Annotated in this window: 11 protein-coding genes and 1 pseudogene; 6 read left to right on the forward strand and 6 right to left on the reverse strand. The window is 73.2% G+C overall.

Annotation, left to right across the window (positions count from 1 at the left end; genetic code table 11):
* Positions 1-249: 249 nt before the first annotated feature.
* Positions 250-1065, forward strand: coding sequence for a hypothetical protein (locus AC5R91_RS14670; protein WP_495397702.1), 816 nt, complete (start codon positions 250-252; stop codon positions 1063-1065).
* 119 nt (positions 1066-1184) lie between these two features.
* The gene (locus AC5R91_RS14675) at positions 1185-3164 is read left to right on the forward strand and encodes a TIR domain-containing protein (protein ID WP_495397703.1); all 1980 of its coding nucleotides are present in this window, start codon (positions 1185-1187) and stop codon (positions 3162-3164) included.
* 70 nt (positions 3165-3234) lie between these two features.
* On the opposite strand, the gene AC5R91_RS14680 is transcribed toward AC5R91_RS14675, so the two are convergent.
* On the reverse strand, positions 3235-3807 hold the full coding sequence (locus AC5R91_RS14680) for a hypothetical protein (protein WP_495397704.1): 573 nt from the start codon (positions 3805-3807) through the stop codon (positions 3235-3237).
* A 231-nt stretch (positions 3808-4038) separates the two neighbouring features.
* On the opposite strand from AC5R91_RS14680, the gene AC5R91_RS14685 reads away from it, so the two are divergent.
* Positions 4039-4575: a GNAT family N-acetyltransferase gene (locus AC5R91_RS14685; RefSeq protein ID WP_495397705.1), complete on the forward strand. Its 537-nt coding sequence runs from the start codon at positions 4039-4041 to the stop codon at positions 4573-4575.
* Here the strand turns inward: AC5R91_RS14685 and AC5R91_RS14690 are convergent.
* On the reverse strand, positions 4514-5950 hold the full coding sequence (locus AC5R91_RS14690) for a zinc-binding metallopeptidase family protein (protein WP_495397706.1): 1437 nt from the start codon (positions 5948-5950) through the stop codon (positions 4514-4516). The two genes, AC5R91_RS14685 and AC5R91_RS14690, sit on opposite strands and share 62 nt — an antisense overlap.
* A gap of 864 nt (positions 5951-6814) precedes the next feature.
* Between AC5R91_RS14690 and AC5R91_RS14695 the strand changes: the two genes are divergently transcribed.
* Together AC5R91_RS14695 and AC5R91_RS14700 are read left to right on the forward strand one after the other, a co-directional pair.
* Positions 6815-8098: a DUF1003 domain-containing protein gene (locus tag AC5R91_RS14695; protein ID WP_495397707.1), complete on the forward strand. Its 1284-nt coding sequence runs from the start codon at positions 6815-6817 to the stop codon at positions 8096-8098.
* A 134-nt stretch (positions 8099-8232) separates the two neighbouring features.
* Positions 8233-9054, forward strand: a pseudogene (locus AC5R91_RS14700) (D-alanyl-D-alanine carboxypeptidase family protein); the annotation flags it as partial.
* 137 nt (positions 9055-9191) lie between these two features.
* Here the strand turns inward: AC5R91_RS14700 and AC5R91_RS14705 are convergent.
* The 4 genes from AC5R91_RS14705 to AC5R91_RS14720 form a co-directional block, all read right to left on the reverse strand.
* On the reverse strand, positions 9192-9377 hold the full coding sequence (locus AC5R91_RS14705; RefSeq protein WP_495398112.1) for a hypothetical protein: 186 nt from the start codon (positions 9375-9377) through the stop codon (positions 9192-9194).
* A gap of 141 nt (positions 9378-9518) precedes the next feature.
* Positions 9519-10895, reverse strand: coding sequence for a YihY/virulence factor BrkB family protein (locus AC5R91_RS14710; protein ID WP_495397708.1), 1377 nt, complete (start codon positions 10893-10895; stop codon positions 9519-9521).
* Between the two features lie 30 nt (positions 10896-10925).
* The gene (locus AC5R91_RS14715; protein ID WP_495397709.1) at positions 10926-11576 is read right to left on the reverse strand and encodes a 2'-5' RNA ligase family protein; all 651 of its coding nucleotides are present in this window, start codon (positions 11574-11576) and stop codon (positions 10926-10928) included.
* Positions 11577-11883: 307 nt separating this feature from the next.
* Entirely contained in the window at positions 11884-12741 is an 858-nt protein-coding gene (locus AC5R91_RS14720) for a serine hydrolase domain-containing protein (protein WP_495397711.1), read from the reverse strand.
* 188 nt (positions 12742-12929) lie between these two features.
* Here AC5R91_RS14720 and AC5R91_RS14725 point away from each other — a divergent pair, with 188 nt between their 5' ends.
* Positions 12930-14255 (forward strand): NAD(P)/FAD-dependent oxidoreductase, encoded by a 1326-nt coding sequence (locus AC5R91_RS14725; RefSeq protein WP_495397712.1) that lies wholly within the window; start codon positions 12930-12932, stop codon positions 14253-14255.
* Positions 14256-14315: the final 60 nt, after the last annotated feature.

Below are 14315 nucleotides of genomic sequence, written 5' to 3' on the forward strand. Positions count from 1 at the left end.
TCCGACTCCCCCTCCCGGTCCCCGCACGTTCCTCGGCAGGGCGTCGGTTCACCGGGTCACGGCAGCCCGCGGGGCGCCAGCTCGGCGGGGGCCAGCTCGGTGAATCACGGTGCGCCGACGCCTGGCCCGACCCGACCCCCGTCCCCCGATGCGGTACAGGCGCGGCCGGCAGCGAATGAGCCTTCCCCGGCCGCGACACCGATACCCGCGGCCGCCCGTGCCCCGTCCCAGGCGGCCGCTGACCAGCCCGTGGGGCAGGCGGCCGCCGGCGACCAGGCAGAACCGGCACGTAGCCGAGCCGAGCCCGCCACGCCGTCCCCCGGCGCCTCCAGCGTCCTCAACGCCCACGATCTTCCGCCCGCAGGAGTGGATCTCAGTCTTGGCGCAGCCATCGGCGGCGATCTTCCCACCTGCCGGGAAATCGCCCAGGAGTACAGCGGGCCGGGCCCGGTCATCCTCGTCAACGGGGTGGACCGCAACGGCGCGGACCTGGGCCTCCTGCGGAAATACCAGGTCTGCCCGGTCGGATTCGATCCAGGCACGCGCTTGGCCGTCGCGGTGACCGCGTCCTCCGGCGAGGTGGTACGAAGCGCCGAAATCTGCATGGTCTGTGACTCCCCGGCAGATGCCGAGCTGCTGGACGCGCTGTACTGGACACCCTTTCTCGGCACCCCGGCCGGCCGGTACACCGTCGCGGCGACCGATGGCCGCCAGGTCTGGCGGACCGCGTTCACCCTGCTCCCGGGAGCCGCCAGCCCACTGATGGTCATCCGTGACTACAACAACGATCTGCATCCCGGCGACGAGGCCGTGGTGGAACTCGCCGGTTTCCGGCCGGGCGACCAGGTGGCGATCGACTTCTTCTTCGCCGGCGAATCACAGGCGAAGGGCGAGTATCGGACGAGCGTCGTCCTGCAGGCGGATGGCCAGGGAAACGGTCGGTACCGGCTGGTTACCGACGCGGATGATCCCCGGGGCGGATGGAACATGCTGGCCCGACCGGCGGGGGAATTCTCCTCAAAGCCGCCGCTCGGCGACATCATGGTGCGTTTCAGCCTTGGCTGACCGGTCACGAGGACGGACGTGGGGCTGACCCGGGCGAAGACCCTCGGCGGGACATGAAGATGGGTACGACGCAGCGCCGGCCCGTTGGACCTGCCGACACAAAGGACGTGGACGTCTTCGTGTCTCATGTGTCCGACGACGCACCGTGGGCCACCTGGGTCGCGGCCGTCCTGGAGCAACGGGGCCTGTCGGCGCGAGTGCTCGCCTGGGACCTGCCTCCCGGCGCCAACCACGTGCTGTGGACGGATGCCCAGATGGCGGCCGCCCGGCTCACCATGGTGATCTCCTCCGCGGCCTACTTCGACAGTCCGTGGAGTTCGCAGGTGTGGACGGGGGCACTCGTGTCCCGATCGGTGATCCCGCTACGGGTGGAGGCATGTCCGCTGCCCGGCGTGCTGGCGACGATCGCCCACGTCGACCTGTTCGACGCGGACGAGGCCGAGGCACGACGCCGTGTCCTCGTCGCCGCCGGCGTCGAGGCGGTCGCGCGGGTCGCGACGAGCGGCTTTCCCACGGATCGGACTACCGCCGGAATCGATGCCGCGACGTTCCCGGGCGCCCCACCGCCATCCGAGGTCGCGTCGTCGACTGCCGAGGTCGCGTCGTCGTCCCCCGACGCTCCGCCGGCATCGGCGGACGCGCCCACCAGCGGTTCGCCCGGCGTTGACGCCGCCCGGGTACGACGGCGGCTGCCGCGGGCCGGCCTGGCCCTGCTGACTACGCCGGCGCTCTTCGTGACCGTCGGCGTCGCGGTTGTCGTCGCCGGCGCCGTCGCGGGCCTGCTGATGATCCGGGGCAGCTCCGGCGGGGTGCCGTCCGCCCGGATGGTCGGCGATCTCCGGGTCGCCGTCACCGCGTTCGACGAGGTCGACGATGCCGGCCAGCGCCATCCGTCGGCATCGACGACCGACGCGGCCACGCTGGTCGCGGACCAGATGGTGCGCAGCCTCCAGCCCGTCCAGCAGTCACTCGCCGTCCAGGTCTGGGGGCCGTCGAAGATCGGCCGGGCGCCTTCCGGCCGCGGCGACCAGGCCGGTTGGGCGGATCAGGTGGTCCACAGGAGCAACGCGAACATCGTGGTGCGGGGCGTCCTGCGGGCGGCCGGGGCCGATCGCGTCGTGTTCACCCCGGAGTTCTTCATCGACCGGAGCCTCGTTCCCGGAGCCGAGGAACTGGCCGGCTACTATCAGTTCGGCACGCCCGTCGCGGCTCCCGCCGGGCTGGCCGACAATCCGGTCTTCCAGCGCGAGATACGCACAGTTCTTGCCGCCCGTGCCGGCGCGCTGGCCTGGCTCGTCCTCGGTGTCGGGCACTACGCGCTGGGCCACTACGACGAGGCCGCCACCGATCTGCGGAAGGCCGCGGGCATGCCCGGCTGGCAGGACGCCGATGGCAAGGAGATCCTCTATCTCTTTCTGGGCAACGCCGCCGACAAGAACGGTCGGTACGACGAGGCGATCGGCTGGTTCGACAAGGCGACCGGTATCAATCCGCGGTTCGGCCGCGCCCACACCGGCTCCGCCGAGGCCCGCTTTCACCTGTCCCGCGGACACTGCACGACCGACACAGTGAAAGTCCCCGATCTGCGCCAGTCAATCGACGTCTACCTCCTGGCGGCCGGCGAGGTGGCCCCTCCGTACGAAAGGCTCACGAAAAGCAAGATCGACCTTGGCCTCGGGCGGGTCTACGCGTGCCTGAGTCAGGCCGCCTTGAGCGCGGACTGGGACGCGGCCCGGCACCATTTCCGTCTCGCCATCGACGAGGGGACTGGGGATCCCGCCGGCCGCACCGTGCAGTCGGAGGCGTGGGTGGGCCTCGCACTCGTCGAGCTTCCGCCGCGGGGTGTCGCCGATCCGGCGGCATACCGGCGGGCCGTCGACGCCTACCGCAACGCCGTCGCCCTCGCGGACGGCTCGACGCGCAGCGCCCAACTGCTGACCCTGCTCGGCCACGTCCAGTACACCAGTGGTGACCATGCGGGTGCGCAAAAGTCGTTCGAACAGGCCGCGAACCTGGATCCGACCAACCGTGCCCGTTACCTGGCCGAACTCGCGAACCTGTCGAGCCCTGCCCCGTCAGCGCCGGCGCCGCAGGCCTGACGCCGCGTGCGCCCGACCGGCGAGCGGTCCGCCGACGGGCCCCCGGCTGGGCGGGTAGGTGATCGAGGGCTCAGGTGCGTAGCTGCTGGCGGGGGCCGGCGAAGGTGCGGATCACCTCGCCCAGCGTGGTGTCGGGCGGATAGGCCGAGGGCTGGACCGCGGCGGCCGAACTGTCGCCGGCCGGACCGAACCGGATGGCCCACAGCATCGACTCCGCGACCGGTAGGAGGGCGACGACGGCGTCGTTGTCGTCCTCCATCTGGGCGGTCAGCCAGCCGATCCGGTCGGACTGCAGGGCGCAGACGAAGGTGACCTCGCCCGCGCCGCTGACGGGACCGGAACGCAACTGCGCCCGCTGGCTCGCGACGCCGAGGGCGGCACCGAGCCGCTCGGCGACCCGCTCGCGTTCGTAAAGCGAGGCGTCCTGCGCCAGCCGGACGATGACGCCGTGCAGCTCACGCTCGCAGTGGATCTGGGGCTCGATCGCGGCGTCCTCGCCGAAGTACCAGGCGAGGACCTCGGGCAGCACGGCCCGCAGGTCCGCCGCGGCCGGCTGCACCATGGCGAGCCCCGGGTACTGCGGGGACCAGGCCGACCACGAGGGGCCGTCCTGGCGCACGATGAGTGTGACGGGTCTACCCACGATGGATCATCTCCAGCGAACTCCTCCGCCGTCCCGCCGCTTTGATCAGTATCCGCGCTCGCGGGGGCGCCTGGGAGCCGTTTGAGCTAAAGGTCGTGCCGATTACGCCCAACACTGCTCTTTTCCCGCGCAACAATCACGCCGGCGGATGTGCCGATCGCGGGATGTCGGGACGATCCGGCCGCTGCCGGTCGTACGCGAGACACCGCCGCGACAGAGGAGTCGAACACCGTGATCGACGGCAGCCATGGTCGTCATATCCGGCCGGACGAGGGGCCGTTGCTGCGCCGGCTGCGACTGGCCGCGCTCGCCGACTCGCCCGCCGCCTTCTGGCAGACCCTCGAGGCGGCGCGGGCGCAGCCGGCGGCCGAATGGGCGCGGCGGGCCGACGCCGGGGCGGACTCCCCGACGGAGCTGGTGGCGATCGTGGAACGGGCCGGGGAGGCGGTCGGCATGGTGCAGGGGTTCACCCCGACCGGCCGGCCCTGGTTACGCGAGCTGGGGGCCATGTGGGTCGCGCCCGCGGCCCGGGGCACCGGCGCCGCGGACGTCCTGCTGGCGACCGCGGTGACCTGGGCCACCCGGGCCGGCGCCGAGGCGGTGAAGCTGTGGGTCGCGCCCGCGAACCTGCCGGCGCGACGGCTGTACATCCGCAACGGCTTCGTCGTCCTGGGCGGACCGCGGCCGGTCACGGACGATCCGGCGGTCAAGACGTTCGTCCCGATGCTGCGGCCGCTGCACCCTCCTCGGGCCGAGCGGCGGCGATGACGTCGTGGACGAAGGAGAGCTTCGCCTGGACCGCGGGCGTCAGGACGAACGGATAGAGGTCGTCGCGCCCCATGCTGCGGTTGATCGCGTTGAGGGCATAGGTCAGCGGCAGCCACTGGGCGACGATCTCGGCGAGCTCCGGCGAGCTCCGGTCGAGCCCGTCCCCGCCTGGCGGCGACAGGTCGGCGGGCGCCGCGGCGAGGCTGCGCGGCGCGACCCCGAACGAGTCGAGATCCGGCCCGGACACCCGCAGACCGAACTCGGCGGCGGTGCGCAACGTGTCGCGGATGTGCAGGTAGTGGGCGAAGGTCTCGGCCCAGTCCTCCCACGGGTGCATCGTGGCGTAGGCGCTGACGTGGGTCTCGCGCCAATTCGGCGGGGGACCGTCGGCGTAGTGCCGGTCAATGGCGGCGGAGTAGTCGAGGCCCGCGTCGCCGAACAGGTCCCGGAACCGCGCGGCGCGCCCGGGATCGGCGTCGACCAGCGAGGACCAGTAGTAGTGGCCGGTCTCGTGCCGGAAGTGCCCGAGCAGCGTGCGGTAGGGCTCCCCGAGCTGGGTTCGGACCGTCTCACGATGGGCGTCGTCGGATTCGGCCAGGTCCAGGGTGATGACGCCGTCGCTGTGCCCGGTCACCACCTTCTGCTCGGTGCTGCTCAGCAGGTCGAACGCGAGTCCGGTCGCCGGGTCGTCGGCATGGGAGACCACGGGCAGGCCGAGTTCGAGCAGTTGGGCCACGAGCCGGCGCTTGGCCGCCTCCGCCCGTTCGAACTGCTCCTTGCCCACCGGATCCGTGTCCGCCGGCCGCGTCCGCGTCAACCGGCAGCAGACGCACAGCTCACCGGGCGAGGCGAGGTCCGCCGGGGGCACGGATCCGCCCGCGTCGGGGCGTCCGGCGGCAACCCTGGCAACCCTGGCGACCCCGGCCAGCCGGTTCACGGGCGCCGGCACGGCGATGAGCCAGTTGCAGCCGGCCAGCCGGGCGTTGGCGCAGCGCCGGTAGCGGCGCCGACGCGACGCCGGAACGGCCTCGAGGAGATCCCGGGCAATCGGGTCCGTCCCGGCACCGGCGCGCGGCGCCGCGAAGGGCTGCGGGACCGCCGGGCCATCCGTCGCCGGCCCGTCGCCGAGCCCGGCCCCCACCTCCGCCACCGGTGGCAGCTCGAAGAACTCCGTCGCGGGTTCGTGGGCGTCGTCACGCGCGGGTTCGTGGGCGTCGTCACGATCCGCGGCGCCCGCTGCCGGTGACGAGTCGGGCACCAGCGTGAGGAGCCGGCCACGGTCCGGCTCGAAGCCGAGCGGAGCCCCACACCGCAGGCAGGCGGTGTTCTCGAAGAAGACGAGCTGCCCGCACCGAGCGCATCCGTTGACCTTCACCGGGTTCCCCTCGTCTCACGGCGCCGGCCCGCGGGCGGCAACGGGACGAAACCCCAGGATCCGCGGTGTACCGGCGCCAATCGGCCACGGCATACCCCGCTGCACCCCCCGCACGCACGACGTTTCCCGCCGCTTGCCCAGCCCGCACGGACTCGGGACACGCCGCCGAAATCGCAAGGTCCGGGGCGGGCACTGCACCGCCTCACCCCGAAACCGCCTCACCCCGAACGACCCCACCGCTGGTGACCGTCCCACCACCCGACGGGCATTCAGCCCTCCGGACCGGGCCGACCGGGCGCCACAGGTGACGCCTTCGCGACGGACGTCACGGATACCCCGGTAGGTCCGGTCACGAATCGGGCAGTTATCCTTGACAAGCCCCCGAAAAATCCTCCACGGAGGACCAACGCGAGGAGGTGGCCGCTGTGAGTCCTGGCGGGTGCTCCAGTAACGGCCGCTTCCTGCTAGTGGACGCCAGCCGGCGTTGAGCTCCGGCCGGAGCGCCACGCGCGCCCGGCCCGCGTCCACGAACCCGGGGTTGACGACTCCCGGGGCACTGCTCGGAAGTCGGTCGAGGTCCGGCTCCGGCCCCCACTCGGGGTGCCACATGGTCGGTCACCGCTTCTTCGGCCCGGGGTGACGTTCACCTGTCCCGCCGCGGCCTGGCCGGCGCGTCTGCGCGCCGGTGCCGACTTCCGGATCCGCGTGGCCCTCGGCCACGGGATCTGATCGGGCAGTGCACGAGCAGGTGCGGTCGATTGATGTCGTGTCGACCTGAGGCCGCCGTGGCGACGGCGCGTGCGGCCTGCTCGAGCAGCGCGCGTGAACCGGCGGTGGCCGCCTGCGCGCGGGTGGGGAGCTTCCATGACCATCTCAGTAACGCGAACGACGGACCGTCGAGGTCTGGGCACCGATCGTCTCGATCTGCCGGCCTCCGGCCGGGTCGCGCTACTTCCCCGGGTGGACCGGGAGACCGTCAGCCGCTTCGCGGAGACCATCGCCCGTTTTCTGGGCACCGGGCGCTATCTCGCGATCCAGACGGGCATCGTCATCGTCTGGATCGCTCTGAACATCGCGATCCCGCTGCTGCGCTGGGATCCCTACCCCTTCATCCTGCTGAACCTGGCCTTCTCGACCCAGGCCGCCTATGCGGCGCCGCTCATCCTGCTCGCCCAGAACCGTCAGGACGACCGCGACCGGGCCTCCCTCACCGAGGACCGGGCCGTCGCCGGCCGCATGCGCGAGGACACGGAGTTCCTGACCCGCGAGGTCGCGGCCCTGCGGCTCGCTCAGAGCGAGGCGGCGACGCGCCAGTACGTCCGGGGGGAGCTGGCCGGCCAGCTCGAAGCGCTGCGCGGAGATCTCGAAAGCCTGCTCCGGGAGGCCGTCGAGCTCCCCCGTCAGGCCCAGGCCGTCCGCCGAACCGGCGAGACCGCGCAGCCCGGCGCGTTCACCCAGCCTGGAACCTCGGCCCGGGCTGGAGCGTCGGCCCGTTCCGGCGCGGACGACCGTGAGTCGACCGGTTCGGCCGCCGCACCGCCCGCGGCCCGCGACGGCGGTGCGGACTGCGCCGAGGATGCCGACGGGCCCGGCCTCGCCCGCCCCAGGGCGCCGAAGCGTCCCAAGGGCGCCAAGCGCGCCCGAGCCGCAAAGATCGCGCCGACGAGCACGCCCGTCGACGCCCCGACGGGCGGCGGCTTCCCGGCCGGCGGATCGCCGGCGGACACGGCGAGCCGCGACGGCGCGAGCGAGATCTCCCCGCCACCCGTCGGAGTCAGCCAGGCCGGGCACGCCGGTGGTATCTCCCGGACCGACGAGACCTATGAGACCGAGCCGGTCGACGCCGGCCCCGGGTCGGCGCCGGCGCACCTCGTGGCGAACGCGGTCGACGGTTCCCGCGCCGCCGCCGGGGGGATCGCGAGCGTGCCGGTGGCGGCCGATCCGGTTGCGGCCGATCCGATGGCGGCCGACGCAGCCAGGGCGGACACGGGCGCCGGCGGTGCCGCCACCCACCGGGCGGGCCGGGCGGTGCCGAGTCGCGGGCATCATCGTTCCCCGCTGCACGCCGGATCGGCCCGCCGATCGACGGAACGCCCGAAAACGGGCGATTCACCCACGGTGAACGCCACTTCGCGACACGTCTCGTGACCGCCCGCGCGGGAGCGGCCCGAGCCAGTAGCGTTCTGTAGGTGCGTGCCGGCCGGTCGTGTCGCTCCCGTTCAACCCTGCCAGCCGGTTCAATCCGGCCAGCCCGTCGCGCCCTGATCCTCACCCTCACGACCATGGGCCTGCTGTTCGCCCCTGTGGCCTGGCTCGCCCCGAGCCTGGCCGCCGCCGCGACGCCGGCAGCGCCCGGGGCGGGCGGTCAGGCCATCGGCGGCGCTCAGGCCGGTACCGGAGGCAGTGCGGAAGCGGGCGGTCAGGCGGGCGTCGGCGCCCCGGCGGATCCGGCGGCCACACCCGCGCCGGCGCCCGAGGGCTTCCTCGCCCCGCCCGCGCCGGCAGGGCTGACCGCGCAGGCCTGGCTGGTCGCGGACGCCGGCAGCGGCGCCGTACTCGCTGCCTCCCGCCCCCACGCGCCGGACCTGCCGGCCAGCACCATGAAGATCCTCACCGCACTGACCGTGCTTCCCGGCCTGCCACCGGACCGGGTCGTCACCGTCGACGAGAACGCCCCCCGTGTGGACGGCACCAAGGTCGGTCTGGTGCCCGGCGTCAGGTACACCGTCCGGGATCTCGCAACCGCGATGATGATCTCCAGCGGGAACGACGCGACGGTGGCCCTCGTCGAGGCGGCCGGCGGCACCGCGGCGGTCCTGGCCCGGATGAACGCGCTGGCCAGGTCACTGGGCGCGCGCGAGACCGTCGCCGGCGATCCGACCGGGCTGGACAGTCCGGGGCAGGTCACCAGCGTCTACGACCTCGCCGTGCTCGGCCGCGCCGCGCTCAACGACCCGAGCGTGCGGGGATACCTCACGATCTCGCGGGCATCCCTCGCCGGGCGCGGCGACCAGCGATTCGAGATCCAGAACCACAACTCGCTGCTCCGCACCTACGACGGCGCCGTCGGGGTGAAGAACGGTTACACGGTGGCGGCGGGCGCGACGTTCGTCGGGGCCGCCACCCGCGGCGGTCGGACACTCATCGTCGCGTTGCTGCGCGCGGCCCCCGCCTACGGCACCGACGCCCGCGCCCTGCTCGACTGGGGATTCGCGCACGCCGGACAGGTGACACCGGTCGGCTACCTGCCGAACCCCGCAGCGTCCGTGGCCGGCGACGCGGCCCGGCCCGCGGCCGCCGCGCGGGCGGTCGCGCGGCCCGCGGCGGCGCCCGTCCACCGCGCCGACCACTCGGGCGGTCTCGCCGGCGACATCGGCCCGATGACCTGGATCGCGCTCACGCTCACGGCGAGCGCCTGCGTCGTCACCGCCCTCACGCGACGCGCGGCCCGCGGACGTCGCCGGCACCGCGGGCCCGGGCCGCCGGTCGTGGCTGGCACCTCGTCGGCTGTTCCACCGGCCCGCGCTGCGAGTCGGCTCGGCGCGCGGCCGCGCCGAGCCGTGCCCCCTCAGCCCGAACCCCCGGAGGTCGACGGGGCGCGTCGGCGCAGCAATGCGCGCAGCCTGGCGGCCGGCGTCGCGTCCGAGCTGGTGGCCACGGACCCGACGGAGGAGTACGGCGTCGCGGAACTCGACTCCGACCGGTTCGACCGCAGGTGGGACGGCGCCAGGTGGGAGGGCGCCAGGTCGTCGGGTGCCAGGTCGTCGGGTGCCAGACCTGAGGGTGCCGGCCCTGAGGGTGCCAGGTTTGAGGGTGCCAGGTCTGAGGGTGGGCGGCCCGGCGAGGATCGCCTCGGCCGGGGCGAGTCCGGCGCGGACCCGTTCGACGGCGACGGGTCCGACCCCGGCGGGTCCGACCCCGGCGGGTCCGGCGGGACCGCGCCCCGGGCGGACGGCGAGTCCGCCCCGTGGGGCTCCGCGGGCCGCGAGGCATCCCGGTTCGGCGACCCGTTCGGCCGGTGATCCTCGGGGGGCACGGCCGTCCCCGAGGGGTACACGTCCGAGTCGTAGGGCGCGGTCACCGTCCAGGCGGCGACGAACAGCGTCCAGCGCATCACGATGTTAATCCAGATGAGCAGCCCGACGATGACCGCGAACGTGCCGTAGACCGGGTTGCCCATGGTCTTGCCGATCAGCCAGGTTCCCGCGACCTTGAGGATCTCCAGCCCGACCGCGCCGAGGACCGCGCCGCGCACCGACCGGCTCCGGTCAGTCTGCCCGGGCAACCGCCAGAACAGGTAGAGGAACACCGCGGTGTCGATCGCGAGGGCGACGAGCAGGGCCAGGACGCCGGTGACCCACGCGGCGGCGGTGCTGCCGGACAGCCCGATCCAGTCCAGGAACGTCCCGGTCGCCGAGGTCGACAGGCTGGTGACCACGAGCGAGGCCAGCAGCGTCAGCCCGAGGCCGGCGAGGACGACGATGTCACGCAGCCGCCGCATGATGATGTTGCCGACGTCGATGTCCTGGTGCCAGATCAACCGCAGGGCATCGCGCAGCGCGTCGATCCAGGCGAGACCGGCGAGCAGCAACCCGAGCAGACCGATGATGCCGACACCGACCTTGGCGTTGCCGATCGACGTGACGTCGAGCCTGTCCGCCAGCCCCGGCAGGTAGTCGTTGATCTGCCTGGTCAGGCTGTCCTGCACGTCGGGGTAGGCGTCGACCACGAACCCCGTGACCGCGAAGGCGAGCGCGACAATCGGGAAGAACGACAGAAAGGCGAAGTACGTCGCCGACGCCGCCAGCCGGTCCCCGCCGTCGGCCGTGTACCGGGAGTACGCCCGAATGATGTGGTCAAGAAACGGACGTTTCGCCCTTACCGCCCCGGCGGTGTCGGAAACCGTGCCGACGCCGGCCCGAACCGCCTCACGAGGTTTTGTCACACCCGTCGATGTCCCCCCGACGACGCCTGGTCATTCCCGTGAACCGAGGCCGGCGCGTCGCCCTCCGTCGCCATTCGGTTCGGACTCGTCCCCCTGCTGACCGAACGGATAGAAGCGTAGTTGCCGCCAGCGGAGGTCGGCCCCTCTTTCGTAGAGCCCGAACCCCTGCACCTCGAACTGTGCCTGGTAGTCGGCCAGCGCCTCGTAGGCACGGTCGAGGCCGTCCTCGGCGATGTCGTGGGCAACGGTGACATGCGGGTGGTAGGCGAAGCTCAGCGGTCGGTCCAGCGGGCCGGACCGCACCGCGGCCGCCAGCGTCGCGCAGCGGGCCGCACCGGCGACGAGAGCGACGAAGACAACGGGCGACAGTGGACGGAACGTCCCCGAGCCCCGCAGACGAATCGTGAACGGAGCGTTAGGCGGGGCGATATGCGCGAGATGACGCTCGATCGCCGGCAGGTCGGCCAGTCTGACCGTCGTCGGCCCGAGCAGGGTGACATGCGGAACGATGAGGGCGGCATTGGGATCCCCGAGCCGCTCCCGCCAGTCCTGGAGCTCGGTCCGATAGGGCTCCGGAATGCCGATCGCGACGCCGATGTCGGCCAGGTCCACCGCGTCGACCGGGCGGGCCGGATCCGCCGCGCGCACGGCGGCGCCAGGTTCGAGCGACCTTTCAGTCATGCGCGACCGGCACCGTGGCATGCGCGGCGCTCGTGGCATCCTAGCCAAAGATCGTAACTCTCGGTACTCGCGGGCACGCCATCACCGGGTCGGTGACCGGCCGTCGGGGTCGGTGTCGCCGAGGAAAGCATGCCGACATCATGGCCCACGGACCCCGCCTGTCTCCCGCGGACCAGAAGACCGCGACCCGCTTACCCGCAGATCCGGCCAAAACAGCGACAACCCGCCATATGGATGGGGCCGATCGCGGGATGATCCCGACAAGTGCCACCGGCGGAGGCCGCCCGCCCGTCGCACTGCGGTCCGGTCACGCCGAGGGATTCACCATCTGGGGGCGGGCCTGCGCCAGCACGTCATCCGACAGGGGTGGCCACACCCGGCGCGCCCAGTCCCCGAAGTCTCGATCACACAGCGTGACGCACGCGAGCCGGGCGACCGGATCCACCCACAGGAACGTGCCGGCCTGGCCGAAGTGGCCGAAGGTCGTCGGGGCGTTCGCGCGGCCGGTCCAGTGCGGGTTCTTGGTCCCGCGGATCTCGTATCCCAGCCCCCAGTCGTTCGGGTCCTGGCGGCCGAAGCCAGGCAGGACGCCAGCCAGCCCCGGGAAGGCGACCGAGGTCGCGGCGGCCGACGTCGCGGCCGAAAGGAGGGTGGGCGCAAGCAGCTCGGCGGCGAAGCTGCGCAGGTCGGCCAGGGTCGCCGTCACCCCGGCGGCCGCCGAGCCGGTGAGGCTGGCTCGCCGCATCCCCAGCGGCTCGAACACGGCCTCGGCGAGGTAGTCGGCGAAGGCGATCCCCGTCGCCCGGGTGACCACCTCGGCCAGCCGGTCGAAGCCGGCGTTGGAGTAGATCCGGCGGGTGCCCGGCGCGGCGAGGACCTTGTCGCCCTCGAACGCCAGCCCGGAGGCGTGGGCAAGCAGGTGCGCCACGGTGGACGACTCGGGGCCGGCCGGGTCGGCCAGCCCGATCGCGCCCTCCTCCACGGCGATGAGCACCGCATAAGCGCTGAGCAACTTCGACACCGAGGCAAGCCGGAACGGATGATCGTCCGGCCCCGTCCGGCCGAGCTCCCGGACCGTCCCGATGTCGGGAGCGTCGTCGCGGCCGAGGACCGTGACCGCCACCGTCCCGACCGGCCACTGCGAAACCTGCGCCAGTGCGTCCACGCACGCACTGTACGAACTCCTCCGCCGAGCCGTGGTCCCCGGCGGACCCGGGAGACACCGGACCGACCCGGAAGGACACGACGGGCCCGGAAGGACACGACGGACCCGGACCGGGCTGCGGGCGGGCCCACGGCAGGCACCGGGGGCGCCGACGCACCGTGGCGTGGTCGGCTGCGAGACTGGCGGGCGTGCAGACCCCGTCCTCAGCGCCCACCCCGTCCGGCCCACGCCCGATCCCGGCGGGACCAGCGAAGGACATCGACACCATCACGACGGCGACCCCGATCGTGCGCGTCGACGAGTCGGCGGATCTGCCCGACCGCACGATTGACGTGCTCATCGTCGGTGGCGGTCCGGCCGGTTGCGCGGCGGCGCTGGCGGCGCTGCGGGAACGCCCCGAGGCCAGCGTCGTCATCGCGGACGCCGCCGCGTTCCCCCGGGACAAGACGTGCGGCGACGGCATCGCCCCGCACGGCCTGGACGTGCTGCGCGACCTCGGCGTCACCGACGCCGTCGCCGGCTACCATCCGGTCGACCGGATGCGGCTGCGCACGCCGGGGGGCGCCGAGGTGGCCACCCCGTCGGCCCGGGCCAGCTACGTGGTCCCCCGGGAGGTCTTCGACGCCCGTCTCGTGGCCGCGGCCCGTGCCCGCGGCGCCCACCTGGTGCGACGCCGGGTGCGGACCCTGGAGCTCGCCGACCGGCCGCGGCCCGACGGGCGGGGGCGCGAACCGGTCGTCGTCGTCAACGGCGCGCTGACGGCCCGGGTCGTCATCGGCGCGGACGGCGCGAACTCGGTCGTGCGACGCGGGCTGAACCTGGCGGCGAACCCGCCGGAAGCCATGGCGATCGCGGTGCGGGCGTACGCCGACCTCCCCGCCGACGAGCGTCCACCCGAGCAGTTCATCCACATGACCGACGACGGCTGGCCGGCCTACGCGTGGTCGTTCCCGATCGGCGACGGCCGGGCGAACATCGGCTACGGCATGCTGCGCTCCCGCCTGACCGGCGGCGACGACGGGACGAGCGCGAAGACGGTCCTGCACCGCACCCTGGCCCGGATGCTGCCGCAGACGCCGGCGGACCCGACCACGCTGCGGGCCCACCACCTTCCCCTGTCGACCCATCGGCCGCGCCAGCCCAACGGTCCGGTTCTCCTCGCCGGGGACGCCGCCTCGCTGATCAATCCCCTGACCGGCGAGGGCATCTACTACGCACTGCTGTCCGGCTCCCTGGCCGGGCAGGCGGCGGTCGGGGTGGCGAACCCCGCCGGCGCCGGTCGGCGCTACCGGCGCTCACTCGACGCCGAGCTCGGTCGGCACCTGCGGCACACCGCGCTGCTCGCCGGGCTCGTCGGCCGGCGCCGCACGATGATGGATGCCGCCGTGCGGGCCGCCCGCACGCGCACCGAGCTCTATGACACCCTCGTCGAGATCGGACTCGGTCGGGGCACGATCCCGGCCAGTTCCCTCACCCGGCTCGCCGTTCGACGCACCATGTCCGGACGGCGCTGACCGCAGCCGTCCCCACCGGGCCGTCCCCACCGGGCCGTCCCCGACCGGAACGGCCCCGAC

Source organism: Frankia sp. BMG5.60, from assembly GCF_059428125.1.